Genomic DNA, 23,823 nt, shown 5'->3' with positions numbered 1-23,823 from the left:
TTCGTCTTCATCATGATCAAGCAAGCGCTCATCTCCGTTTCCGATAAATCCGGCATCGTCGATTTCGCAAAATCGCTGTCGGACCTCGGCATCAAGATCCTGTCGACCGGCGGCACCGCGAAACTGCTCGCGGACGCGGGCCTGTCCGTTACCGAAGTCGCCGACTACACGGGCTTCCCGGAAATGCTCGACGGGCGCGTAAAAACGCTGCATCCGAAGGTACACGGCGGCATCCTCGCGCGCCGCGATCTGCCCGAGCACATGGCCGCGCTCGAGAAGCACGACATTCCGACCATCGACCTGCTGGTCGTAAACCTGTACCCGTTTGTGCAGACCGTCTCGAAGGAAGAGTGCTCGCTCGAAGACGCGATCGAGAACATCGACATCGGCGGCCCGACCATGCTGCGCTCGGCCGCGAAGAATCACCGCGACGTGACCGTGGTGGTCAATCCGGCCGACTACGCGGTCGTGCTCGACGAAATGCGCGCGAACGGCAACACGGTGTCGTACAGGACGAATTTCCGCCTCGCGACCAAGGTGTACGCGCACACCGCGCAGTACGACGGCGCGATCACGAACTACCTGACGAGCCTGACCGACGAGTTGCAGCACGCGTCGCGCAATACGTACCCGGCTACCTTCAACATGGCGTACGAGAAGGTGCAGGATCTGCGCTACGGCGAGAACCCGCACCAGAGCGCGGCGTTCTACCGCGACCTCGCCGTGCCGGCCGGCGCGCTCGCGAACTACAACCAGCTGCAAGGCAAGGAACTCTCGTACAACAACATCGCCGACTCCGACGCGGCGTGGGAATGCGTGAAGACCTTCGACGTGCCGGCCTGCGTGATCGTCAAGCACGCGAATCCGTGCGGCGTCGCGGTCGGCGCGAACGCGCACGAAGCGTACTCGAAGGCGTTCCAGACCGATCCGACCTCGGCGTTCGGCGGCATCATCGCGTTCAACCGCGAAGTCGACGAAGCGGCCGCGCAAGCGGTCGCGAAGCAGTTCGTCGAAGTGCTGATCGCGCCGTCGTTCAGCGCCGAAGCGCGCCAGGTGTTCGCGGCGAAGCAGAACGTGCGTTTGCTCGAAATCGCGCTCGGCGACGGTCATAACGCGTTCGATCTGAAGCGCGTCGGCGGCGGCCTGCTCGTGCAGTCGCTCGACTCGAAGAACGTGCAGCCGCGCGAGGTGCGTGTGGTCACCAAGCGCCATCCGACGCCGAAGGAAATGGATGACCTGCTGTTCGCCTGGCGCGTCGCGAAGTACGTGAAGTCGAACGCGATCGTGTTCTGCGCGAACGGCATGACGCTCGGCGTCGGCGCGGGCCAGATGAGCCGCGTGGATTCGGCGCGTATCGCCAGCATCAAGGCGCAGAATGCCAATCTGACGCTGGCCGGCTCGGCGGTCGCATCGGACGCGTTCTTCCCGTTCCGCGACGGTCTCGACGTGGTCGTCGCCGCGGGCGCAACCTGCGTGATCCAGCCGGGCGGCTCGGTGCGCGACGACGAAGTGGTTAGCGCCGCCGACGAGCACAACATCGCGATGGTGCTGACGGGCGTGCGTCACTTCCGTCATTGACAGGCGGTTGGCGGCGAATCGCTGCTTCGCCGTAATACGGTGAGGCGGCGGTTGCCGCGCGTGTGATGTCTGTACTGTCGAAAAAACGGCCCGGCGGGTGTTCCTGCCGGGCCGTTTGCTTTGGTGCGATCGATCCTGCACGGCCGATTCAATGCCGCGCGCTCTTGCGACGCGTCCAATGGCGCGGCGTCCAGGCTGGCCTCACTGTGTTGCCTCGCTGTGTTGCATCGCCGTCACCGTTTTATTCCGTCCGCGACACCACCCACAAACCGCCACGCGCCGCGTTCGTTGTAGTATCGCAGGCACCTGGTTTTTATCGCATGTGCGGCACCTCATGAGAATTCTCGGCATCGACCCCGGTCTGCGCGTGACCGGCTTCGGCGTGATCGACCAACACGGCCACACACTGAGCTACGTCGCGAGCGGCGTCATCAAGACGGCCGACGCCGATCTGCCCTCGCGCCTCGGCACCATCTTCGACGGCATTTCGACGCTGATCCGCCAGCATTCGCCCGATCAGGCGGCGATCGAAAAAGTCTTCGTCAACGTCAATCCGCAGTCGACGCTGCTGCTCGGTCAGGCACGGGGCGCGGCGATCTGCGGGCTCGTCGCGGGCGGCGTGCCGGTCGCCGAATACACAGCCCTGCAACTGAAGCAGGCCGTGGTCGGCTACGGCCGCGCGACCAAGGAGCAGATGCAGCAGATGGTCGTGCGTCTGCTGAACCTCACGGGCGTGCCGGGCACCGACGCCGCCGACGCGCTCGGCATGGCGATCTGCCATGCGCACGGCGGCTCGACGCTGGGCACGCTCGGCGGCATCGCGCCTTCGCTGGCGAAGAAAGGGCTGCGAGTACGGCGCGGGCGCCTCGTGGGCTAGCGCAGGCGCGGTTTGCGGCGCAGCCTCCCGCAATTCCCCATCGCGCCGCCGGTCCGCTACGCTACACTCGCCCTTTCCCACACGACTCTAAAAATCGAATCCGCCATGATCGGTCGCATTGCCGGCGTTCTGCTGGAAAAAAACCCGCCGCATCTGCTCGTCGACTGCAACGGCGTCGGCTATGAAGTGGACGTGCCGATGAGCACGTTCTACAACCTGCCGTCGACCGGCGAACGCATCGTGCTGCTCACGCAGATGATCGTGCGCGAGGACGCGCATCTGCTGTACGGCTTCGGCACCGCGCAGGAACGCTCGACCTTCCGCGAACTGCTGAAAATTTCCGGCATCGGCGCACGCATGGCGCTCGCGGTGCTGTCGGGCATGAGCGTGTCCGAACTCGCGCAGACCGTGACGATGCAGGACGCGGCGCGCCTTACGCGCGTGCCCGGTATCGGCAAGAAGACCGCCGAGCGGCTGCTGCTCGAACTGAAGGGCAAGCTCGGCGCCGACCTCGGCGCAATGGCGGGCGCCGCATCGGCATCCGATCATGCCTCCGACATCCTCAACGCGCTGCTCGCGCTCGGCTACTCCGAGAAGGAAGCGCTCGCGGCGATCAAGAACGTGCCGGCCGGCACCGGCGTTTCCGAGGGCATCAAGCTCGCGCTGAAGGCGCTCTCGAAGGGCTGATGCCCGGGTCGCGCGCGGTACAGCGCGCGGTACAATGAGCGCATGATCGAAACCGACAAACTCGCCGCCGAGCGCATCATTGCGGCCACGCCCGCCTCGCCGAACGAAGAAGCGTTCGAGCGGGCGTTGCGCCCGCGCCAGCTCGAAGAATATGTCGGGCAGGAGAAGGTACGCGGCCAGCTCGAAATTTTCATCGAGGCCGCGAGACGCCGTTCCGAATCGCTCGACCACGTGCTGCTGTTTGGCCCGCCGGGCCTCGGCAAGACCACGCTCGCGCACATCATTGCGCGCGAAATGGGCGTCAATCTGCGGCAAACGTCGGGGCCGGTGCTCGAACGCGCGGGCGATCTCGCTGCGCTGCTCACGAATCTCGAAGCCAACGACGTGCTGTTCATCGACGAAATCCACCGGCTCTCGCCGGTCGTCGAGGAAATCCTGTACCCCGCGCTCGAGGATTATCAGATCGACATCATGATCGGCGAAGGGCCGGCCGCGCGCAGCGTCAAGCTCGACCTGCAGCCGTTCACGCTGGTCGGCGCGACCACGCGCGCGGGCATGCTGACCAATCCGCTGCGCGACCGCTTCGGCATTGTCGCGCGGCTCGAGTTCTACAACGCCGAGGAACTGGCGCGCATCGTCACGCGGTCGGCCGCGCTGCTCAACGCGCAGATCCATCCGGACGGCGCGTTCGAAATCGCCCGCCGCGCGCGCGGCACGCCGCGTATCGCGAACCGCCTGCTGCGCCGCGTGCGCGACTTCGCCGAAGTGAAGGCCGACGGCAACATCACCGCGCAGGTGGCCGACGCCGCGCTCAGCATGCTCGACGTCGACGCGGTCGGCTTCGACCTGATGGACCGCAAGCTGCTCGAAGCGATCCTGCACAAGTTCGACGGCGGCCCGGTCGGCGTCGATAACCTGGCGGCGGCGATCGGCGAGGAGCGCGACACGATCGAAGACGTGCTCGAACCCTATCTGATCCAGCAGGGCTTCCTGCAACGCACGCCGCGCGGCCGTGTCGCCACGCTGCTGACCTACCGGCACTTCGGGCTCGCCGCGCCGGATGCGTCGAGTGCGCTGCCGGGCCTGTGGAACTCGGCGAACTGAATCGCCGGGTCAGCCGGCTCAGCCGATACCGCCGCAAGCGAGGCCGCTCAGGATGTCCGACCAGACGCAACCGCCCGGCGCCTCAGGCGACCACTCGGGTGACACCTCAGGTAACAAATCCGGTGGCAACGCCGGCAGCGGTGCTGGCAACCAGCCCGCCGGCGCACCGGGCAATCCCATCGTCAACCCGGCCGGCGAACCCTCCGGCAACTTCGCGCAGCGGCTCACCCACCGCCTGCGCTCGAAACTCGCCTCGGGCGTCACGCATCTGACGACCGGCAGCGGCCCGGTGCTCGACTACTCCTCGCCGCCGGGCGATCCCGGCCTCTTCGGGCCCGACGCCATCTGCTGGAAAGTCCACGCCGACTTCACGTCGATGATGACGGGCGGCATCAGCGCGTTGCTGCTCCAGGCGCTGCACCCGCTCGCGCTCGCGGGCGTATGGGATCACTCGACGTTTCGCACCGACATTCTCGGGCGCCTGCGCCGCACGGCGACCTTCATCGCCGGCACGACTTTCGGCAGCCGGCGCGACGCGCTCGCGCTGATCGAACGCGTGAGGCGCATCCATCTCGACGTGAGCGGTGTCGCGCCGGACGGTCAGGCGTACCAGGCGAGCGAACCCGCGCTGCTGACGTGGGTGCATGTCGCCGAAGTATCGAGCTTCATGACCGCGCATTTGCGCTACGTGAATCCGATGCTGTCCGTCGCGGCACAGGATCAATACTTCGCGGAAACCGCGCGCATCGCCGAAATGCTCGGCGCCACCGAGATTCCGCGCTCGCGCGCCGAGATCGAGGCGTATCTGCTCGCGATGCAGCCCGCGCTCGTCGCAAGCGAACGCACGCGCGAAGTCGTGAGGATTCTGATGAACGCGCCGGCACCGAGTTTCGCGATGCGGCCCGCCGGGGCGCTGATGCTCAACGCCGGCGTCGATCTGCTGCCGGACTGGGCGCAGGACATGCTCGGCTTCGCTCGTTATGCGGCGCTGCGCAGAACGCTCGCGCGGCCCGGCGTGCGGCTCGTTGCGCCGGTGATCCGCTGGGCGTTGGTCAATGGGGTGTCGAAGCGGGCGCGCCGGCGCGCGGCCGCGGCGCCAGAGCCGGTTTGAGATGGGCCGGCGGACGATCGCACTCGCGCACGCGATACAGCGCGCGGCACTGAGGTGCTGAGGTGCTGAGGTGCTGAGGCGCTGAGGCGCTGAGGCGCTGAGGCGCCAAGATACGCCTCCGCCTCGTCACCGTCATGCGCGCCCGGCTTACCGGCCCGGCTCCGGTGCCTTCCTGAAGCCGTCGTCGGCGGCGCTCGCCGGTTCGAGATGCGCGACGTCTCCCCACGACACGATCGTCGCGTGACCGTCGGCGAAATCCACGATGTTCACGCTCGTGTTCAGCAGCGCGTAATCGCGCGGCGCGTCGAGCGGCAAACCCGTTGCCAAGCGGCGCACGCAGTCGAGCACGCCGCCATGCGCGACACAGGCGATCCGGCCGCCCGGATGCGCCGCGACAAGCGGCTCGATCGCATGCACGACACGGTGGTAGAACACGCGCTGCGACTCCCCTTCGGGCGGGGTGAAGCCGGGATCGCGCGTTTGCCACTGCGCGTATTCGTCGGGAAAGCGCAGCGCGATCTCGTCGCTGTCGTGGCCCTGGAACGCGCCGTACGAACGCTCTCGCAAGCCCTCGCGCAACTGTAGCGGCAGGCCGAGCGCCTCGGCGATCGGCTGGGCGGTCTGCTGCGCGCGTTGCAGATCGCTCGCATAGATCGCGTCGAGCCGCGCACCCTGCTGCGCCTCCTGCGCGATACGCCGCGCGAGACGTTGCGCCTGCGCGAACCCCGTCGTCGCGAGCGGAATGTCGATGTGACCTTGAATGCGCTTGATGCGGTTCCAGTCGGTCTCGCCGTGCCGGATAAACAGAATCTGCGTCGTCATGAGAAGGAAGTGGGCGCCGTTCGCCGGTTATGCCGAACGGCTATTGTCGCAAAAAGCGACGGCCGCGCCTGAGTTGCGGTGGCTGCGCGCCGGAACACGCTTCGATCGAGCAGGCCCGCAAACGGCGCGCATGGGCGCGCGCTGAAACCCACTTATGCGTGGGTCTGCAGCCAGAACGTGACCGGCCCGTCGTTGACGAGCGACACCTGCATGTTCGCGCCGAACTCGCCGGTCTCGACCACCGGATGCTTCGCGCGCGCGGCCGCGACGAAGTAATCGAACAGGCGCTTGCCTTCGTCGGGCGCCGCCGCGGGCGTGAAGCTCGGGCGCAGGCCGCTGTTGGTATCGGCCGCGAGCGTGAACTGCGACACGAGCAGCAAACCGCCCGCGCGGCCCGCGCCGTCGACATTCTGCACGGAGAGATTCATCTTGCCGGCCGCGTCACTGAATACGCGATAGCCGAGCACCCTGGCCAGCAGCTTGTCGGCTGCCGCCTCGGTGTCGCCGCGCTCGGCGCAGACAAGCGCGAGCAGACCCGCGTCGATCGCGCCGGTCACGCGCTCGCTTTCACCGTCCACGACGCGTACTTCGGCGCGCCGCACGCGCTGGATCAGCGCGATCATCGGCGCGGCTCCGGGCGCGGGCTGCGCGTCGTCACGACAAGCGAGCGGCGTTGCGCGTGCACTGCGCGATTACGCTGTGAGCGTCACGCGTGCGAAGCGGCGCTTGCCGACCTGCACGACATACTCGCCCGCCTCGACCTTCAGGCCCTTGTCGGACACCGTCGCGCCATCGATCTTCACGCCGCCCTGCTCGATGTTGCGCAGCGCTTCGCTCGTCGACGGCACGAGGTTGGCCTGCTTCAGCAACTGGCCGATCGCAAGCGGTGCGCCCGCGAGCGTCACCGCCGGGATATCGTCGGGCACGCCGCCCTTCGCGCGATGATTAAAGTCCTCGAGCGCGCGCTCGGCATCGGCCTGCGAATGGAAGCGCGCGACGATTTCCTGGCCGAGCAGCACCTTGAAGTCGCGCGGATTGCGACCCGCTTCGATCTCTTTCCGGAAGCCGGCGATCTCGTCCATCGGACGGAACGACAGCAGTTCGAAGTAACGCCACATCAGCGTGTCGGAAATGCTCATGAGCTTGCCGAACATATCGGTCGGCTTTTCGCTGATGCCGATGTAGTTGTTCTTCGACTTCGACATCTTCTCGACGCCGTCGAGCCCTTCGAGCAGCGGCATCGTCAGGATGCACTGCTGCTCCTGGCCGTACTGCTTCTGCAGCTCGCGGCCGACCAGCAGGTTGAATTTCTGGTCCGTGCCACCGAGTTCGAGGTCCGCATTCAGCGCGACGGAGTCGTAGCCCTGCATCAGCGGATAGAGGAATTCGTGGATCGAGATCGGCACACCGCCCTGGAAGCGCTTCGTGAAGTCTTCGCGTTCGAGAATACGCGCGACCGTGTAGCGCGACGCGAGCTTGATCATGCCGTCGGCGCCGAGCGGCATCGACCATTCGCTGTTGTAACGGATTTCGGTCTTGTCGCGGTCGAGCACGAGCGCGGCCTGCTCGAAATAGGTCTTCGCATTCGATTCGATCTGCTCGCGCGTGAGCGGCGGGCGCGTCGCGTTGCGGCCGGACGGGTCGCCGATCAGCGAGGTGAAATCGCCGATCAGGAAAATCACCGTGTGGCCGAGGTCCTGCAACTGGCGCATCTTGTTGAGCACGACCGTGTGGCCGATGTGGATGTCGGGCGCGGTCGGATCGAGCCCCAGCTTGATGCGCAACGGCTTACCAGTCGCCGCGCTCCGCGCGAGCTTTTGCGCGAATTCGTCTTCGATCAGCAGTTCGTCGACGCCGCGCTTGGTGACGGCGAGCGCATGGCGGACTTCGTCCGTGAGCGGAAGGGCAGTAGCGGAATTGGGCTTGGTGGACTCGGTGCTCATGCTGGAAACGTGAAGTCGCGAAAAAGCAGGATTGTCCCATAGATGCGCGCCGCCGCGCCCACCGACACGCCTCGGACGGCCTGGCAAGCGGCAATTTTTCGCTCGACGTGTGCCCGGCGCAGGGGAGCGACGCAAGCGTGATGCACGCGTGGCGGTCGCGTGCTGCCCGTGCGATGTCTGTACCGGTGCTGATATTCAGCCGCGCGAGCGTCGATAATCTGCTACAACGAATCGCAATGAACATCGAGAGGAGCAGCGACGTGGCGCGAGACCCCGCAGACGGCATCTATTTCGGATTGATGTCGGGTACGAGCATGGACGGTGTGGACGGCGTGGCCGTCCGGTTTGCCGACGGAAAGCCGCCGGAAGTGTTGGCCGAGGCCTTCGTCGGCTTCTCGGCCGGGATGCGCGAGGCGCTCTTCGCACTCCAGCAGCCCGGCGACAACGAGATCGAGCGCGAAGCGCTGGCCGCCAACGCGCTCGCGACGCGCTACACCGTGTGCTGCCACGAACTGCTGCGCGGCAGCCACCTGTCGGCCGAGGAAGTCCGCGCGATCGGCGTGCACGGGCAAACCGTGCGGCATCGGCCGGAAAAAGGCTACACGCGGCAAATCAACAATCCGGCGCTGCTCGCGGAGATGACGCATATCGACGTGATCGCGGATTTCCGCAGCCGCGACGTCGCCGCCGGCGGCCAAGGCGCGCCGCTCGTGCCGGCTTTTCACGCGACGGTGTTCGGCGCGAAAAACGAGACGCGGGTGGTCTGCAACCTCGGTGGCATCAGCAATATCACGATACTGAACGCGACCGGCAGCGTGCGCGGCTTCGATTGCGGCCCCGCCAACGCGTTGCTCGACGCATGGGCCGAACGCCATCTCGGCAAGCCATTTGACGAAAACGGCCATTTTGCGGCGAGCGGCGAGGTCGATCGCAAGCTATTGAACGCGCTGCTCGACGAGCCGTTCTTCTCGGAGCAGCCGCCGAAAAGCACCGGCCGCGACCTGTTCAATACCGCTTGGCTCGACGCGAAACTCGCGCCGTTCGTCGGACTCGATCCAGCCGACGTGCAGGCGACGCTGGTCGCGCTGACCGCGGTGACGGTGGCGCGCGAAATCGAGCGGCATGCGTCCGATGTCCGCGCGGTGTACGTGTGCGGCGGCGGCGCACGCAATCCGGAGATACTGAAGGCATTGCAGCAGGCGCTCGAAGACAGCGGCGTGAGCGGCGTACCGGTGATGACGACCGACGCGCTCGGCGTGCCGCCGAGCCAGGTCGAGCCGCTCGCCTTCGCATGGCTCGCGATGCGCTGCGTCGCGCGGCTGCCGGGTAATCTGCCGGGCGTCACGGGAGCCTCGGACGAGCGTGTGTTGGGCGCGATCTATCCGCGCTGAAGATGATCGGGTAAAGCGGGTCCGCGGGGCACGATCGCGCGGCGCGACAGGCGGGCAATAAAAAAACGGGGCCTATGCAGGCCCCGTTTTCCGTACGAGCTAAGACTTGAAACGGCGTGTCGCCGTGCTCAGACCGAGAACGACGAACCGCAACCGCAGGTGGTGGTCGCGTTCGGGTTCTTGATGACGAACTGCGCGCCGTTGATGTCGTCCTTGTAGTCGATCTCGGCGCCAACCAGGTACTGGTAGCTCATCGAGTCGATCAGCAGCTGGACGCCGCTCTTGTTCATCACGGTGTCGTCTTCGTTGATGGCTTCGTCGAACGTAAAACCATATTGAAAGCCCGAGCAGCCGCCGCCCTGCACGAACACGCGCAGCTTGAGCTCCGGATTGCCTTCTTCTTCGATCAGTTGCTTGACCTTGTCAGCCGCTGCGTCGGTGAAGACGAAGGGGGCGGGCATCTCGGTCACGGGGGTATCGGTGACTGCGTTCATTCGAACTCTCCAAAAAGCTTTAGCCGCTATTGTAGGGCTGATCTGAATATCGTGCTGAAGCCCACAAAATCAATGGGTTCTTCCGTTGCAGCCGTCGGACAGTGCGTTGGCCGTCAGCCTGGACGGGCACAACAACGCCACTGCGGCTACCGCCGCCGTGGCGGCCGATTCGCCGCGTCATCGAACGGGAGCTCGCCCGCGGCCCTGAACCCCGACAAAACCATAAAAAAAGCCGCCTTCGCATGAAGCGTTGGCGGCTTTTGCTGCAAACCGGCTGAGGAGCCGGCTTGCACCCGAAGCGATTAACGCTTCGAGAATTGCTTGCGGCGACGTGCCTTGTGGAAGCCGACCTTCTTACGTTCGACTTCACGAGCGTCACGCGTAACGAAGCCAGCCTTCGACAGTTCCGGCTTCAGCGTTGCGTCGTAGTCCATCAGCGCGCGGGTGATGCCGTGGCGAACCGCACCGGCTTGACCCGTTTCACCGCCGCCCGTCACGTTGACCTTGATGTCGAACGTGGTGCCGTGGTTCGTGAGTTCCAGCGGCTGGCGCACGATCATCAGCGACGTTTCGCGCGAGAAGTAGTCGGCGATGGGCTTGCCGTTCACAACGATATCGCCCTTGCCTGCCTTGATGAACACGCGTGCGACGGCGCTCTTGCGGCGGCCCGTGCCGTAATTCCAGTTACCGATCATGTGGGCTCCCCTTAGATCTCGAGCGCCTTCGGCTGTTGTGCCGAATGCGGATGCGTTGCGTCAGCGTAGACCTTCAGCTTCTTGATCATCGCGTAGCCGAGCGGGCCCTTCGGCAGCATGCCCTTGACCGCCTTCTCGAGCGCGCGGCCCGGGAAGCGTTCCTGCATCTTGCCGAACGTCGTTTCATAGATACCGCCCGGGTAGCCCGAGTGACGGTAGTACTTCTTGTCGGTAACCTTGTTGCCCGTGACCTTCAGCTTGCCAGCGTTGATAACGATGATGAAATCACCGGTGTCGACGTGGGGAGTGAATTCAGGCTTGTGCTTGCCGCGAAGACGGTGTGCCACTTCGCTGGCGACACGCCCGAGAACCTTATCCGTCGCGTCAATCACGTACCATTCGCGCGTCACCTCATGGGCTTTTGCGGAAAACGTCTTCATGATCGATCCAAAAAAATTGCTGCGCCCAATGTGTTTTTTTCCTGCTTGTAGTGTGCGCATCGAGGCGCGTGCAGGCTCTCCCTGGTTCTTCCTCCGCGGGCGCGGATGCGGAAAAGCCCTGAATTATAAAGGAATTTGCACGGCCAAGTCAAAACTTGCGATAGGCGTGCCGCCGTGGGGTCCCCAATGGGGTCTCAAGCGGGGATCCAGCTGGGCGAAAAAAAACCCGAACGAGCGGTTCGGGTTTAATCCACCAAAGGAGGAGGTGGAGGAGACAGCGGAAGTTGCAGAACTGCTGCAACGATGGGGAAATTATATGAGCCGCCCTTGTGCAACGCAAGAATATTTGCATTGTGAGATGAGTTTTCATAATTCGAAAAATTACCAGATCAATCTGAAATCGAAAAATGTCCTTTGGGATCAAGCCTCAAAGCTTTGGATATCCAGACCGCATCGGGCATCGCCTAGAGTAAAACCCCTAAACCGGCCCGGATATTCCCGGATTCCGCATGGATGCGGCGGCGCAGCATCCACATAGCCATGGCGCATAACCCGAACTGGGCCAGGCTCTGCGCGGATTGTCAAACACCGGGCTACAATGCCGTCTCGATATAGCTATGCGCGGTGGAGTGACAGCATGGAATGCAAAGTAAGCTGGATGGGGCAAGACGGGATGGCATTCGCGGCCGAGACGGGCAGCGGCCATCTGGTCGCGATGGACGGCGCGCCTGAAGGCGGCGGCCGCAACCTCGCGCCGCGTCCGATGGAAATGGTTTTGCTCGGCACGGGCGGCTGCACCGCCTACGACGTCGTGATGATCCTCAAGAAGAGCCGCCAGGAAATCGCCGGCTGCTCGGTGACGCTGAAGGCCGAACGCGCAAGCGAAGACCCGAAGGTGTTCACGAAGATCCACTTCCACTTCACCGTGACCGGCAAGAATCTGAACCCGGCCACCGTCGAACGCGCGATCAACCTGTCGCACGACAAATACTGCTCGGCGTCGATCATGATCGCGAAAACCGCCGAACTCACGCACTCGTTCGACATCGTCGCAAACTGAGCGTATCGGCACGCCGCAACCGGCGCGCCAAATGAAAATGCCGGCGTCCCCACGGACGCCGGCATTTTTTGTTGAGTGGCAAAGCAGGCCGATAAGCCGGATTCTGTGCACGTGTAGCGCCCGAAGACACGACGCGCGTGGCAGCCATTCCTCTAGGCGCGCCATTGCTGACGCGCTCAAGCTTCCTACCCGCAGACGAGATGGGGGCCCCATCCTGCATCTCGAAGATGCGCGCCTGCCTACTTGGAATTGCTCCGGGTGGAGGTTACCGTGCCGGTCTGCCTTGCGACAGCCGCGGTGCGCTCTTACCGCACCGTTTCACCCTTACCTGATCCCGGCTTGCGCCGGGCCATCGGCGGTTTGCTTTCTGTTGCCCTGTTCCGCGTGTCGCCACGGATGGCCGTTAGCCATCACCCTGCCCTGTGGAGTCCGGACTTTCCTCGCCCTCGTCGGCCAAAACCGCCGAGGCCGCGACTGCCTGGCCTGCTTTGCTGGCACGGATTTTAACATCGAACGGCGCGGCCGCCCGCGCGCGGCTGCGGCAACCGGCAAGTCAGGCGGCCCGCTCGAATGGCGGAACACTCGCCGGCGCCAGCCACGCGTCTAGCGCTTGCGGCGCCCCGAGCGGAATACGGAGGCGTCGTCGTAAAACGCGGGCGCTTCGTTCCCGGACCACCAGCCCGGAATGCCGAGCACCGGCAGCGGCGCGAACAGGCGGCTCGTCAACGCTTCGGTGCCGAGCAACGCCGCACTGACCGCTTCGTCGAGCCACGCGTCGCGCGCGGCGGCGTCCCACTCGAAGTACCCGGCCGGCACGTCGACGATCCATGCATGGCCTGTACAACCCTTGAATGGCGCGATCAGTTTTTCCAGCAGCGCATGGCCGAAGCAGCGCACTTCGCAGCGACGGCCCCACGCGTCGCGCCGGCCCACCAGCAGCGTTTGCCAGTCGAAGCCGCGCAGCGCGGCGCTCAAAGCGGGATCGGCGCAGGCGAACAGCAGCGCGTTTTCGTCGAAGAGGGTCAGCATGTCGCGCACGCCGCCGCGCGTCGGACCGACGCCGAGTGCGTCGATCGCCGCCGACTGCCGCGCGTTCAACGCCGCCTTGATGCGCGGAAACGCGAACCACATCGAGCCGTTGAAGAAGTCGTGCAGATTGTGGCGCGTCGGCACGCAGCCGGTCGCGGCGATATGCGCCTCGTACGCAGCGCCCGGCGGCAGATCGTCCTGCGCGATGAACGCGAGGCGCTGGCCGCGGCCGGTGGTCTGCCGCATCTGTGCGGCATCGGCATTCATCACGGCGAGCAGGTCCGCATAGCCGGTCAGCGCGGCTTGCTGCCAGCGCCGGCCGCGCGCGGCGAATTGCGCCAACCAGGGCCTCGACCAGTCGATGGCGGCAAAGCCTGGCGGCGGCGCTTCGGGTGCCATTGCCTGCCCGGCTACAGGAGAGGCTTTCGCGGCCTTCTCATGCGCGGCTTCCTGCCCGGCTTTGTGCGCAACTGCGTGCCCGGACTTCGGCGCTGATTCAGATGCCCCTTCGAACCTGGGTTCATGCGCTGCTCTGGGCGCAGCGTCACGCCCTACTGCGGGAGCGGCTTTCAGCGCCATTTCATGCGCAACGCCAGGCACTGCATCAGACGTCACCGCATCCACGATCCGCGGGCCAACCTCGCGCCCCGCCCCACGCTCGTGCATCTAGCCCGACCTCAAACCAGCCGCCAGCCGATCGACTCGCCGCCGCGCAGCGGCACGACCGGCGTGTCGCCGGCCGGCAACTCGGCCGGCAGCGTCCATTCCTCGCGACGCAGCGTGACCTTCTCCGTGTTGCGCGGCAGGCCGTAGAAATCCGCGCCGTAAAAGCTCGCAAAGCCTTCGAGCCTGTCGAGCGCGCCCGCCTTGTCGAAGGCTTCGGTATAGAGTTCGAGCGCGTGCAGCGCCGTGTAGCAGCCCGCACAGCCGCACGCGTGTTCCTTCAGCCCCTTCGCATGCGGCGCGCTGTCGGTGCCGAGGAAGAAGCGCGGATTGCCCGACGTCGCCGCCTCGACGAGCGCGACGCGATGCGTCTCGCGCTTCAGCACCGGCAGGCAGTAGTAATGCGGACGAATGCCTCCCTGGAAAATCGCGTTGCGGTTGTACAGCAGATGGTGCGCCGTGATCGTCGCGCCCAGCAGTTCCGGCGCCTCGCCGGCTTCGCGGATGTAGTCGACCGCGTCCTTCGTCGTGATGTGCTCGAACACGACCTTCAGCGCCGGAAACGCACGGCGCAGCGGCATCATCACGCGGTCGATGAAAACCTTCTCGCGATCGAACAGGTCGATCTCCGAATCCGTCACCTCGCCGTGCACGAGCAGCGGCATGCCGGTTTCCTGCATCGCTTCGAGCGTCTTCGCGCACTTCATGAGGTCGGTGACGCCCGCGTCCGAGTTGGTCGTCGCGCCTGCCGGGTAGAGCTTCACGCCATGCACGAAGCCGCTTTCGCGCGCGCGGCGGATTTCGTCGGGCGGAGTGTTGTCGGTCAGGTACAGCGTCATCAGCGGCTCGAACTTCGCCCCGTCGGGCAGCGCGGCGACGATGCGCTCGCGGTACGCCGCGGCCATCGCCGTGGTCGTGACCGGCGGCTTCAGGTTCGGCATGATGATCGCGCGGCCGAACTGGCGCGCGGTGTCAGGCAGCACGGCCGCGAGCATCGCGCCGTCGCGCACGTGCAGGTGCCAGTCGTCCGGGCGGACGAGCGTGATGGAAGCAGGGGAAACGTTGGAAGCGGTCATGGCAAGAAGGGGGGAACGAGACTTCACGCGCACAGCCGATCGACCCGGTCAAACCGCCCTGTTGCGGCCCGAACACACGTCAATTTTGCTATTTGGCGGCTTCGCCTCGGTGATATGCTTGGGAATCGTCATTGTAACGGCTCGTCCCGTTCCCAGGCTCACCGCAACATGTGTCAACTTCTCGGAATGAACTGCGCCGCGCCCACGGACGTCACGTTCTCCTTTACCGGCTTCGCGGCGCGCGGCGGCGTCACCGATCATCACGCCGACGGCTGGGGTATCGCCTTCTTCGAAGACAAAGCCTGCCGCCTGTTCATCGACCATCAATCGTCGGCCACCTCGCCGATCGCCGAGATGGTCAAGCGCTACCCGATCAAATCGAAAAACACGATCGCGCATATCCGCAAGGCGACGCAAGGGCACATCCTGCTCGAAAACTGCCACCCGTTCATGCGCGAACTGTGGGGACGTCACTGGATCTTCGCGCATAACGGCGACCTGCAAGACTATGCGCCGCAGTTGACGGGCCTGTATCAGCCGGTCGGCACGACCGACAGCGAACTCGCGTTCTGCGCGCTGCTGCAAGGTCTGCGCAAGACTTTCCCGGGCGCGCAGCCGCCGCTCGAGGAACTGTTCGCGGCGCTCGAGACGCTCACGCGCGACGTCACGCAGTACGGCGTGTTCAACTTCCTGATGTCGAACGGCCAGGCGTTGTTCGCGCATTGCTCGACGCATCTGCACTACATCGTGCGGCGCTGGCCGTTTTCGACCGCGCATCTGGTCGACGCCGACGTCTCGATCGACTTCGCCAAGTACACGACGCCGGAAGACCGCGTCGCGGTGATCGCGACCAAGCCGCTCACCGACAACGAAGTGTGGACCGCGTTCGAGCCGGGCGATCTGCTGATGTTCCAGCATGGCGAGGTGATCGGCCGCGCCAACATTCCGGTGCCGGCCTCGGTGCGCGAAAAGCTGCGCAATCCCGCGCTCGACGCCTCGGCTTCGGCAACCACGCTCGCGGCATCGAACAACGTGCGCACGGCTGTCGCGCCGGCGGAAAGCGACACTGATCTCGAAGCCGCCGACGATGCGGCGGCGTTCGAATCGTAAGCCGCTGCCGCCAACCAAACCGCCAAAGCGAACCAGCGCCGGTCTGGCAGCAAGCAGCCGCAACAAAAAAGCCGCTCCCTGGAGCGGCTTTTTTGCGTTGCGACCCGGCGCCTGCGGACCACCCCACTCGACCCGCGAGCGAACCCGCGATCTCAGTGCAGAATCTTCGCGAGAAAGTCCTTGGCCCGATCCGACTTCGGGTTCGCGAAGAAGTCTTCCTTGCGGTCGTCTTCGACGATCAAGCCCTTGTCCATGAAGATCACGCGATGCGCGACCTTCTTCGCGAAGCCCATTTCGTGCGTCACGCACATCATGGTCATGCCTTCCTGCGCGAGTTCGACCATCACGTCGAGCACTTCGTTGATCATCTCCGGATCGAGCGCCGAGGTCGGTTCGTCGAACAGCATCGCGATCGGGTCCATGGAAAGCGCGCGCGCAATCGCCACCCGCTGCTGCTGACCGCCCGACAGTTGCCCCGGATACTTGTCCGCATGCGCGCGCAGGCCCACGCGTTCGAGCAGCTTGAGACCCTTCGCGGTCGCTTCGTCGTTCGAGCGGCCGAGCACCTTGATCTGCGCGAGCGTGAGGTTCTGCACGATCGACAGATGCGGGAACAGCTCGAAGTGCTGGAACACCATGCCGACCTTCGAGCGCAGCTTCGACAGATTGGTCTTCTTATCGGTCAGCGACTGGCCGTTGATGACGATCTCGCCCTTCTGGAACGGTTCGAGCCCGTTGACGGTCTTGATCAGCGTGGACTTGCCCGAACCGGACGGTCCGCACACCACGACCACTTCACCCTTGTTGACTTCCGTCGTGCAGTCGGTCAGCACCTGGAACTGGCCGTACCACTTCGAAACATTCTTGATAGAGATCATCTTGCGACCTTTTTCTGAAGACCTTTGACAAGGCTCGACGCGATCACGCAGATCACGAAATAAACCGCGCCCGCGAACAGTACCATCTCGACATTTGTGCCGTCACGATCGCCGATATTCGTGGCGGTACGGAAGAAGTCGGCGAGGCTGATCACGTAGACGAGCGACGTATCCTGAAACAGCACGATGCCCTGCGTGAGCAGCAGCGGCACCATCGCGCGAAACGCCTGCGGCAGCACGACGAGGCGCATCGCCTGCCCGTAGGTCATGCCGAGCGCGAACGACGCGTTGACCTGGCCGCGCGGCACCGCCTGAATGCCGGCGCGGATGATCTCCGAGTAGTACGCGGCCTCGAACAGCGAGAACGCGACCATTGCCGAGGCGAGCCGGATGTCGATGTCGGCCGACAGCCCGAGCACGCTTTGCAGCACCTGCGGCACGATCAGGAAGAACCACAGCAGGACCATCACGAGCGGGATCGAACGGAAGATCGTCACGTAGAGCTTTGCGAACCATTCGAGCGGCTTGAACGACGACAGCCGGAACATCGCGAGAATGGTGCCCCAGACGATGCCGAACACGATCGCGATCAGCGTGATCTCGAGCGTGACGATGGCGCCGGTCCATAGCGTAGGCAGTGCGCCCGGAATACCGCTCCAGTCGAAATGATGCATCACTTGCCTCCGATATAGCCGGGCAGCCGGGTTTTCGCTTCGACCCAGCGCATCAGTTGCATCACGATCAGGTTGATCAGCATGTACGCGACCGTGACCGCGATGAACGACTCATACGTTTGCGAGGTGTAGTCGACGAGCTGACGCGCCTGGGCGGACAGATCGAGCAGGCCGATCGTCGAGGCGACCGCGGAGTTCTTGAAGATGTTCAGAAACTCCGAGGTGAGCGGCGGCACGATGATGCGATACGCGACCGGCAGCAGCACGTAGCGATACGTTTGCCATTGCGTGAAGCCCACCGCGAGACCGGCCGCGCGCTGGCCGCGCGGCAGCGCGTTGATGCCCGAGCGCACCTGCTCGCACACGCGCGCGGCAGTGAAGAGCCCGAGACACAGAATGGAAGACGAAAAGAACTGCGCGGCCGGCGGCAGTTGCTTGAACCAGTTACCAATCGACGCCGGCAGCAACTCCGGTATCACAAGATACCAGATGAAAAACTGCACGATCAGCGGAATGTTGCGGAAAATCGCGACGTACACGGTGCCGATGCCCGACGCCCATTTGTTCGGCACCGTGCGCAGCACACCGAACAACGACCCGACGAGCAGCGCGATGACCCATGCCGACAGCGACACGGTAACCGTCACCCACAGCCCCGACAGCAGCCAGCCCAGGTAGGTGGTCGGCTCGCCCGTGGAGACGGGACTCAGCAGAATGCCCCAGTTCCAGTGATATGACATGACCAAGACTCCGGCAAAAAGAAACGGAAGAAGCTCGTGGCCCCTTCCGTTCCGTTCAGCGTTTCGAAAGTGTCGAAAAGCAGCTAAGGTTTAATCGATTGCCTTGTCGTTCGGGTTCTTGAACAGCGCCTTCATGTCGTCGCTCATCGGGAAGTTCAGGTTCAGGCCCTTCGGCGGAATCGGCGATTCGAACCAGCGCTTGTAGATCTGTTCGCCTTCGCTCGAGGTCTGTACCTTCGCAATGGCGTCGTCGGCGACCTTCTTGAAGTCGGCGTCGTTCTTGCGCAGCATGCAGCCATACGCTTCACGCGATTGCGGCGTACCGACGATCACGAAATCGCCCGGGTTGCTCGACTTCGCGCGCTCGCCGGCGAGCAGCGCGTCGTCCATCATGAACGCGGCGGCGCGGCCCGTGGAGAGCGTCAGGAACGACTCGCCGTGGTCCTTCGCGCTGATGATGTTCATGCCCATGTTCTTGTCCTGGTTCATCTTGCGCAGCATGCGCTCGGACGTGGTGCCGGCGGTCGTCACGACCGTCTTGCCCTTCAGGTCGGCGAAGTCTTTAATGCCGGAGTCTTTCTTCGTCATCAGGCGCGTGCCGATCACGAAGATCGTGTTCGTGAAGGCGGCTTGCTGCTGACGTTCGAGGTTATTCGTAGTGGAGCCGCATTCGATGTCGACCGTGCCGTTCTGCACGAGCGGGATGCGGTTTTGCGACGTGATCGGAACGAGCTTCACCTTCAGGTTCGGCATGTTCAGCTTCTGCTTGACGGCCTCGACCACTTTCAGCGCGTAATCCTGCGAATAGCCGATCACGTTCTGCTTGTCGTCGTAATAGGAGAACGGAATCGACGATTCGCGATGGCCCAGCGAAATGACGCCCGTGTCCTTGATCTTCTTCAGCGTGCCCGAATCTTGCGCCTGCGCGCCGACCGTGAACAGTCCGAGAGTCGCGAGCAGCAACGCAGCTTTTTTAACTTTCATCTTGAGTCTCCTTGGCAAGAACCGCAGCCAGTTTAGCAAAGTAATTTTTCTGAAAGTATTGCTATAAACCATGCTGTTGCGCGCACGCCGCGACGCTTGCGCGACGGCGGCGCAACCTGCTTTCTGTGGATAGGAAAAGACGGGCGGCATCGATACGATGCCGCCCGCCGGTCAAACACGCAGTCTTGTGAACCGCGTTTCAGACACCCATGCGCGACGCCCGCGCCACCCGGCCCGAGGCCGGGCCGCACGAGCGCCACTCGAAGCGCTCGATCAGGGGTACAGGCCGCGCATTTCGCGCGCCTGCAGAATCCGCTTACATGCGACGATAAACGCCGCGGTCCGCACCGAGACCTTCTGCTCGCTCGCCACCTGCCACACCGCGGCAAAGGCCTCGCGCATCACGCGTTCGAGACGCTCGTTGATCTCGCCCTCGGTCCAGAAGAAGCTCGAGAAATCCTGCACCCATTCGAAGTACGAAACGGTCACGCCGCCCGCGTTCGCGACCACGTCCGGAATCACGAGGATGCCGCGATCGTGCAGGATGTCGTCGGCCGCCGTCGTGGTCGGGCCGTTCGCGCCTTCGACGATGATGCGCGTCTTGATCTTGCCGGCGTTCTTTTCGGTGATCTGATTTTCCAGCGCCGCCGGAATCAGGATGTCCGATTCGACGGTCCAGAACTCTTCGTTCGCGATCGCATCCGCTTCGGCGAAACCGCCCACGCCCCCCGTCTTCGCGACGTGATCGAGCAGCGCGACCGCGTCGATGCCGGTGGACTTGTACAGCGAGCCGGTGTGGTCCTGCACCGCGACGACCTTCGCGCCCGCTTCCTGGAACAGACGCGCGGCGATCCCGCCGACGTTGCCGAAGCCCTGCACCGCGATGCGCGCGCCCTCGACGTCGAAGCCGATGCGGCGAGCCGCTTCGCAGCCGACCACGAACACGCCGCGGCCGGTCGCCTCGCGGCGGCCGAGCGAGCCGCCGAGCGTGATCGGCTTGCCGGTCACGACGCCGGTGGCCGTTTGGCCCTGGTTCATCGAGTAAGTGTCCATCATCCACGCCATGATCTGCTCGTTCGTATTCACGTCCGGCGCGGGGATGTCGGTATTCGGTCCGATGATGATGCCGATCTCGCTCGTGTAGCGGCGCGTCACGCGTTCGAGTTCGCCGCGCGACAGCGTGCGCGGATCGACGCGGATACCGCCCTTCGCGCCGCCGTACGGCACGTTCACCGCCGCGTTCTTGACCGACATCCACGCGGACAGCGCCATCACTTCGGAGAGCGTCACGTCCTGGTGATAACGCACGCCGCCCTTGCCCGGACCGCGCGACACGTTGTGCTGCACGCGATAGCCTTCGAAGTGCGCGACGGTGCCGTTATCGAGTTCGATGGGCACGTCGACGATCAGGATGCGCTTCGGGCGCTTCAGGGTTTCGAGCCAGCGGGACAGCGGGCCGAGATACGGCGCGACGCGGTCGACCTGGCGTAGGTAGTTGCCCCAGGGGCCGAGGTCTTCGCTATTGAGGTAGGACGGAACGGCTTGCGCCGTGACTGCGGATTGTGCGGCTTGTTGCTGGGATGACATGAACGCTCCGGGCGTTGATCGAATACCGGCATTGTGAAAAAACGCCGCATCGAAATCCAATGCCGTTTCCTCATCCCATTATGTTTTTTTTGCATAACGTTCGGAAAGCCGCATATTCACGTCGTCGGCAAGCCAATCGGCGGACCGGTGCGACGCGCTTTCAGGCTGCGCCCTGCTTCAGTTCTTCCGTCACGACATCCCATAGCTGCCGCACGAGAATCTGCCGCGCATCGTCGCTTTTTGCCGCGAGCTTGTCGCGATACAGGCGAATCTCCATGCTCAGCGTGAGCTGCCCTTCGGGCGTGCCGCGCGTCGCGCGATCGAGACGGATCAGCTTGCCCTCGGCGACCGCGTCTTCCACCGCGCTATGCGGCAGGAAGGCAATGCCGTGAGCGGCGAGCGCCATCGCCTTGAGCCCCTCGGCCATGTCGGTTTCGTAGAGCCGGTCCAGATGGAGGCGCTCGGGCGCGTTCGCGAGAATCACCTCGGTCATGCGTCCGAGATACGCATTGGGCGTATACGACAGATACGGCGTGGGCGCGTCGGCCGTGCCCGGCAGCGTATGCCGCGGGCGGCCCGCGCGGCCCGGCGCCGAAAACGGGCTGATCGGCTCGTGGCCGAGCGTCAGCATGTCGTAGCGGCCCGGATCGAGCGCGACCGGATGGCTCGGGTGGTGGTAGCCCATCATCAGATCGCAGCCGCCCTCGACGAGCGAAAGCGCCGCGTCGTGCACGTTGAGCGCACGCAGCCGCGTGTGGATCGGGCCCATCTGCGCCTCGATGCGCTGCAGCCAGCGCGGGAAGTACGTGAGCGAAAGCGTGTGCGGCACCGCGAATTCGATCGTCGCCTGCGGCGTCGCCGTGTGGCCGCGCAACAGCGCGCGCGCTTCGTGGAACTGCGAGAGCATCGCGAGCGCCTGCTCGTTGAACACCTGGCCGGCCGCCGTAAGCCGCGTCGGATAAACCGAGCGGTCGATCAGCTCCGTGCCGAGCCACGCTTCGAGCGCCTGGATGCGGCGCGAGAAAGCCGGCTGCGTGACGTGGCGCAATTCGGCCGAGCGGCTGAAGCTACGCGTTTCCGCGAGCGAAATGAAATCTTCGAGCCATTTCAGTTCCATGCGATTGCGCCGCCGGCGTAAGAGAAGAAGTCTGCATTCTAGCGGCGCGCCACATGCGCGAGGCACGGTGCCGCAACGCAAACCGCCGGCCCTGCGATGGGCCGGCGCATGCAGTTCGCCCGCGCCTGCCGCATCGAGGGCTCGCGCCGAAGCTCGGTGGCCCGCCCGGCACGGCCAGGCCGCGAAGCTCGGGCACCGCGCCTCACAGTGGTAAAATGCGCGGTTCCCGCCGTTTCCGATCCGCTCGCTGAGCGCTTAGCTCCTCATCATGTCCGACACCCGCCCCGACACCCTGTTCGCGCTGAACGCGCTCTCCCCTCTTGACGGCCGCTACGCGTCGAAAACCGAAGCCCTGCGCGACTGGCTCTCGGAAGCCGCCTTCATGCGCAATCGCGTGACGGTCGAAATCCACTGGCTGATCGCGCTGTCGCGCGCCGGCTTCGCCGAAGTGCCGCGCTTCTCCGACGCGTCCGAGCAGTTCCTGCTGCAACTGGCCGAGCGCTTCACCGCGCACGACGCCGCGCGCATCAAGGAAATCGAGCGCGTCACGAACCACGACGTGAAGGCCGTCGAGTACTGGCTCAAGGAATCGGTCAAGGGTCAGGAAGAACTGGAGCGCGCGAGCGAGTTCATCCACTTCGCCTGCACGTCGGAAGATATCAACAACACCTCGCACGGCCTGATGCTCGCCGGCGCGCGCGAACACGTAATCCTGCCGGCGCTGCGCTCGGTACACGAGCGCCTCATCGCGCTCGCGCATGCGCACGCCGCCCAGCCGATGCTCTCGCGCACGCACGGCCAGCCGGCCAGCCCGACCACGCTCGGCAAGGAAATCGCCAACGTCGCGGCGCGTCTCGCACGCGCGATCGAGCGCATCGCGAAAGTCGAACTGCTCGGCAAGATGAACGGCGCGGTCGGCAACTTCAACGCGCACCTGTCCGCGTATCCGGAATTCGACTGGGAAGCGTTCTCGAAGGACGTCGTCGAAAACCGCCTGAAGCTCACGTTCAACCCGTACACGATCCAGATCGAGCCGCACGACTACATGGCCGAACTGTTCGACGCGATCTCGCGCGCCAACACGATCCTGCTCGACCTCGACCGCGACGTGTGGGGCTACATCTCGGTCGGCTACTTCAAGCAGCGCACGAAAGCCGGCGAAATCGGCTCGTCGACGATGCCGCACAAGGTCAATCCGATCGACTTCGAAAACTCCGAAGGCAACCTCGGCCTCGCCAACGCAACGCTGCGCCATCTCGCCGACAAGCTGCCGGTGTCGCGCTGGCAGCGCGACTTGACCGACTCGACGGTGCTGCGCAACATCGGCGTCGCGTTCGGCTATTCGCTGCTCGCCTACGACTCGCTGATCCGCGGCCTCGACAAGCTCGAAGTGAACGCGCAGCGTCTGAACGAAGACCTCGACAACTGCTGGGAAGTGCTGGCCGAGCCGGTGCAGACCGTGATGCGCCGCTACGGCATCGAGAATCCGTACGAACAGCTGAAGGAACTCACGCGCGGCAAGGGCATTACGCGCGAAGCGCTGCAGGCGTTCGTCAGCGGCCTCGCGATTCCGCAGGACGCGAAGGACCGTCTGCTCTCGATGACGCCGGGCTCGTACATCGGCAAGGCCGTCGAACTGGCGAAGCGGATCGGCTGATTCTGGTCTGCTTGCTTATGCAGGTCGTGCCTCGCGGCGGTGTCGCGGCGAGGAGTAAAAAAAGCCGCTCGGATGAGCGGCTTTTTTTCGTCCGGCGCTTGGTAGC

Annotated in this window: 24 protein-coding genes and 1 other RNA gene; 10 read left to right on the top strand and 15 right to left on the bottom strand. The window is 64.5% G+C overall.

The window, feature by feature from the left end:
* Positions 1-12: 12 nt before the first annotated feature.
* From purH to F3J19_RS10655, 5 genes are all read left to right on the top strand, one after another.
* On the top strand, positions 13-1,578 hold the full coding sequence (gene purH, locus F3J19_RS10675; RefSeq protein WP_167040567.1) for a bifunctional phosphoribosylaminoimidazolecarboxamide formyltransferase/IMP cyclohydrolase: 1,566 nt from the start codon (positions 13-15) through the stop codon (positions 1,576-1,578).
* Between the two features lie 334 nt (positions 1,579-1,912).
* Positions 1,913-2,455 (top strand): crossover junction endodeoxyribonuclease RuvC, encoded by a 543-nt coding sequence (ruvC, locus tag F3J19_RS10670; RefSeq protein WP_167040564.1) that lies wholly within the window; start codon positions 1,913-1,915, stop codon positions 2,453-2,455.
* A 105-nt stretch (positions 2,456-2,560) separates the two neighbouring features.
* On the top strand, positions 2,561-3,142 hold the full coding sequence (gene ruvA / locus F3J19_RS10665; protein ID WP_167040561.1) for a Holliday junction branch migration protein RuvA: 582 nt from the start codon (positions 2,561-2,563) through the stop codon (positions 3,140-3,142).
* A 42-nt stretch (positions 3,143-3,184) separates the two neighbouring features.
* Positions 3,185-4,246 (top strand): Holliday junction branch migration DNA helicase RuvB, encoded by a 1,062-nt coding sequence (gene ruvB, locus F3J19_RS10660; protein ID WP_167040559.1) that lies wholly within the window; start codon positions 3,185-3,187, stop codon positions 4,244-4,246.
* 52 nt (positions 4,247-4,298) lie between these two features.
* Positions 4,299-5,357, top strand: coding sequence for an oxygenase MpaB family protein (locus F3J19_RS10655; RefSeq protein WP_167040557.1), 1,059 nt, complete (start codon positions 4,299-4,301; stop codon positions 5,355-5,357).
* A 147-nt stretch (positions 5,358-5,504) separates the two neighbouring features.
* On the opposite strand, the gene F3J19_RS10650 is transcribed toward F3J19_RS10655, so the two are convergent.
* From F3J19_RS10650 to tyrS, 3 genes are all read right to left on the bottom strand, one after another.
* Positions 5,505-6,179 carry a histidine phosphatase family protein gene (locus F3J19_RS10650; RefSeq protein ID WP_167040555.1) on the bottom strand — a complete coding sequence of 225 codons (675 nt, stop codon included), beginning with the start codon at positions 6,177-6,179 and terminating at the stop codon, positions 5,505-5,507.
* Positions 6,180-6,331: 152 nt separating this feature from the next.
* Positions 6,332-6,802: a D-aminoacyl-tRNA deacylase gene (gene dtd / locus F3J19_RS10645; RefSeq protein ID WP_167040553.1), complete on the bottom strand. Its 471-nt coding sequence runs from the start codon at positions 6,800-6,802 to the stop codon at positions 6,332-6,334.
* 69 nt (positions 6,803-6,871) lie between these two features.
* Positions 6,872-8,122 carry a tyrosine--tRNA ligase gene (gene tyrS, locus F3J19_RS10640; protein WP_167040551.1) on the bottom strand — a complete coding sequence of 417 codons (1,251 nt, stop codon included), beginning with the start codon at positions 8,120-8,122 and terminating at the stop codon, positions 6,872-6,874.
* Positions 8,123-8,382: 260 nt separating this feature from the next.
* Here tyrS and F3J19_RS10635 point away from each other — a divergent pair, with 260 nt between their 5' ends.
* Positions 8,383-9,513 (top strand): anhydro-N-acetylmuramic acid kinase, encoded by a 1,131-nt coding sequence (locus F3J19_RS10635; protein WP_345891022.1) that lies wholly within the window; start codon positions 8,383-8,385, stop codon positions 9,511-9,513.
* A 128-nt stretch (positions 9,514-9,641) separates the two neighbouring features.
* Here F3J19_RS10635 and erpA read toward each other — a convergent pair whose 3' ends face one another.
* The 3 genes from erpA to rplM form a co-directional block, all read right to left on the bottom strand.
* On the bottom strand, positions 9,642-10,007 hold the full coding sequence (erpA, locus tag F3J19_RS10630; RefSeq protein ID WP_075302778.1) for an iron-sulfur cluster insertion protein ErpA: 366 nt from the start codon (positions 10,005-10,007) through the stop codon (positions 9,642-9,644).
* A 302-nt stretch (positions 10,008-10,309) separates the two neighbouring features.
* Entirely contained in the window at positions 10,310-10,702 is a 393-nt protein-coding gene (gene rpsI, locus F3J19_RS10625; protein WP_008919630.1) for a 30S ribosomal protein S9, read from the bottom strand.
* 11 nt (positions 10,703-10,713) lie between these two features.
* Positions 10,714-11,142, bottom strand: a complete 429-nt coding sequence (rplM, locus tag F3J19_RS10620; RefSeq protein ID WP_013090508.1) for a 50S ribosomal protein L13 — start codon at positions 11,140-11,142, stop codon at positions 10,714-10,716.
* Here rplM and F3J19_RS10615 point away from each other — a divergent pair.
* Together F3J19_RS10615 and F3J19_RS10610 are read left to right on the top strand one after the other, a co-directional pair.
* Entirely contained in the window at positions 11,141-11,680 is a 540-nt protein-coding gene (locus tag F3J19_RS10615; RefSeq protein WP_167040547.1) for a hypothetical protein, read from the top strand. The two genes, rplM and F3J19_RS10615, sit on opposite strands and share 2 nt — an antisense overlap.
* Positions 11,681-11,779: 99 nt before the next feature.
* On the top strand, positions 11,780-12,202 hold the full coding sequence (locus tag F3J19_RS10610) for an OsmC family protein (RefSeq protein ID WP_025602559.1): 423 nt from the start codon (positions 11,780-11,782) through the stop codon (positions 12,200-12,202).
* Between the two features lie 76 nt (positions 12,203-12,278).
* Here the strand turns inward: F3J19_RS10610 and rnpB are convergent.
* The 3 genes from rnpB to pyrC all read right to left on the bottom strand — a co-directional run bounded on the left by rnpB (position 12,279) and on the right by pyrC (position 14,970).
* Positions 12,279-12,692: RNase P RNA component class A (gene rnpB, locus F3J19_RS10605), an RNA gene on the bottom strand.
* A gap of 113 nt (positions 12,693-12,805) precedes the next feature.
* On the bottom strand, positions 12,806-13,630 hold the full coding sequence (locus F3J19_RS10600; RefSeq protein WP_167040545.1) for a DUF3025 domain-containing protein: 825 nt from the start codon (positions 13,628-13,630) through the stop codon (positions 12,806-12,808).
* A gap of 278 nt (positions 13,631-13,908) precedes the next feature.
* Complete coding sequence (gene pyrC, locus F3J19_RS10595; protein ID WP_167040543.1) at positions 13,909-14,970, bottom strand: dihydroorotase; 1,062 nt, start codon at positions 14,968-14,970, stop codon at positions 13,909-13,911.
* Between the two features lie 168 nt (positions 14,971-15,138).
* Between pyrC and F3J19_RS10590 the strand changes: the two genes are divergently transcribed.
* The gene (locus tag F3J19_RS10590; RefSeq protein ID WP_167040541.1) at positions 15,139-16,080 is read left to right on the top strand and encodes a class II glutamine amidotransferase; all 942 of its coding nucleotides are present in this window, start codon (positions 15,139-15,141) and stop codon (positions 16,078-16,080) included.
* 152 nt (positions 16,081-16,232) lie between these two features.
* On the opposite strand, the gene F3J19_RS10585 is transcribed toward F3J19_RS10590, so the two are convergent.
* The 6 genes from F3J19_RS10585 to F3J19_RS10560 all read right to left on the bottom strand — a co-directional run bounded on the left by F3J19_RS10585 (position 16,233) and on the right by F3J19_RS10560 (position 22,060).
* Positions 16,233-16,958: an amino acid ABC transporter ATP-binding protein gene (locus F3J19_RS10585; RefSeq protein WP_167040538.1), complete on the bottom strand. Its 726-nt coding sequence runs from the start codon at positions 16,956-16,958 to the stop codon at positions 16,233-16,235.
* On the bottom strand, positions 16,955-17,632 hold the full coding sequence (gene gltK / locus F3J19_RS10580) for a glutamate/aspartate ABC transporter permease GltK (RefSeq protein ID WP_167040536.1): 678 nt from the start codon (positions 17,630-17,632) through the stop codon (positions 16,955-16,957). The genes F3J19_RS10585 and gltK overlap by 4 nt, the downstream gene beginning before the upstream one ends.
* Positions 17,632-18,372, bottom strand: a complete 741-nt coding sequence (locus tag F3J19_RS10575) for an amino acid ABC transporter permease (protein WP_167040534.1) — start codon at positions 18,370-18,372, stop codon at positions 17,632-17,634. Before F3J19_RS10575 ends, gltK begins: the two co-directional genes overlap by 1 nt.
* 90 nt (positions 18,373-18,462) lie before the next feature.
* On the bottom strand, positions 18,463-19,356 hold the full coding sequence (locus F3J19_RS10570) for a glutamate/aspartate ABC transporter substrate-binding protein (RefSeq protein ID WP_167040532.1): 894 nt from the start codon (positions 19,354-19,356) through the stop codon (positions 18,463-18,465).
* Positions 19,357-19,629: 273 nt separating this feature from the next.
* Positions 19,630-20,943, bottom strand: coding sequence for a Glu/Leu/Phe/Val dehydrogenase (locus F3J19_RS10565; RefSeq protein WP_167040530.1), 1,314 nt, complete (start codon positions 20,941-20,943; stop codon positions 19,630-19,632).
* Between the two features lie 160 nt (positions 20,944-21,103).
* Positions 21,104-22,060 (bottom strand): LysR family transcriptional regulator, encoded by a 957-nt coding sequence (locus F3J19_RS10560; protein WP_167040529.1) that lies wholly within the window; start codon positions 22,058-22,060, stop codon positions 21,104-21,106.
* A 268-nt stretch (positions 22,061-22,328) separates the two neighbouring features.
* On the opposite strand from F3J19_RS10560, the gene purB reads away from it, so the two are divergent.
* Positions 22,329-23,717, top strand: coding sequence for an adenylosuccinate lyase (gene purB, locus F3J19_RS10555; RefSeq protein ID WP_167040527.1), 1,389 nt, complete (start codon positions 22,329-22,331; stop codon positions 23,715-23,717).
* Positions 23,718-23,823: the final 106 nt, after the last annotated feature.

This window comes from Burkholderia sp. Ax-1724 (genome assembly GCF_011752995.1).
In the GTDB taxonomy this organism is placed as follows: domain Bacteria; phylum Pseudomonadota; class Gammaproteobacteria; order Burkholderiales; family Burkholderiaceae; genus Paraburkholderia.
This window is presented reverse-complemented; position numbering and strand designations above follow the sequence as displayed.